At 66.7% G+C, this 1,028-nt stretch carries 1 pseudogene; it reads left to right on the top strand.

Annotated features, from left to right (window positions below):
- Positions 1–247: 247 nt before the first annotated feature.
- Positions 248–1,028 (top strand): annotated as a pseudogene (locus E1165_RS28645) (IS5 family transposase); the annotation flags it as partial.

Genomic DNA, 1,028 nt, shown 5'->3' with positions numbered 1-1,028 from the left:
GGGTGCGTTAGCGTGTGGCACGAGGACCTCCGAGACGGTGTGGAACCTTCGACAAGCTCCACCTCACCCGGAGGTCCTCACCTATTTCAAGATCCCAGCCCTGTCACCAACGTCCATGGGCAGAACAACTAGGCGGTGTTTCAGAAGTGGAAGATTGTCTGACCGGGCGGCGTGTCGGTGATCGATAGACAGCGAGGTCTCCGGTAGGTGGTTCAACGACCAAGAAGAACCCATCACCGGAGACCTCGTGGCCACCTTAGCGGTGACGAGGCGACACGACCTGACCGACGCCCAGTGGGCGGTGCTGGAGCCGTTGCTGCCCAGGCCGCGTAGGTCAGGACGTCCGCCGAAGTGGAGCAGACGACAGTTGATGGACGGAATTCGGTGGCGGACGAGGGTTGGCTCGCCGTGGCGGGGACGTGCCCGCGTTGTATGGGCCCTGGCAGACCGTCTACGGCTTGTTCCGCCGCTGGCAACGCGCCGGAGTCTGGCGTGACGTGGTGACCGCGTTGCAGGCACGGGCCGATGCCGCCGGGTTGATCACCTGGGACGTCAGCGTCGACTCCACCAGCGCCCGCGCTCATCAGCACGCCGCCGGCGCCCGCACCCATGGCCAGTTGCAGGTCGAGTCGCCCGGTGGCGTCGATGACGAGCCCGACGATCACGCCCTGGGACGGTCGCGGGGCGGGTTGACCACGAAGCTGCATCTCGCCTGTGAGCAGGGCCGAAAGCCGTTGTCGACGGTGCTGACCGCCGGACAACGTGGCGACAGCCCTCAGTTTATGCCTGTCCTGGCCGGTATCCGGGTTCCACGCTCGAACGGCGGCCGGCCCCGCACCCGACCGGATCGGGTCCTGGCTGATAAGGCCTACAGCTCCCGCGCCAATCGACAGCACCTGGTCCGCCGGGGTATCGCCGCGACCATCCCGATCAAGATTGACCAGGCCGCGAGCCGCCGAAAGAAGGGCTCGAAGGGCGGCCGGCCGCCGACCTTCGACGCCCACATCTACCGGCAGCGTCACGCAGTC

The sequence above is a fragment of the Micromonospora sp. KC723 genome, assembly GCF_004348595.1.
GTDB lineage: Bacteria > Actinomycetota > Actinomycetes > Mycobacteriales > Micromonosporaceae > Micromonospora.
This window is presented reverse-complemented; position numbering and strand designations above follow the sequence as displayed.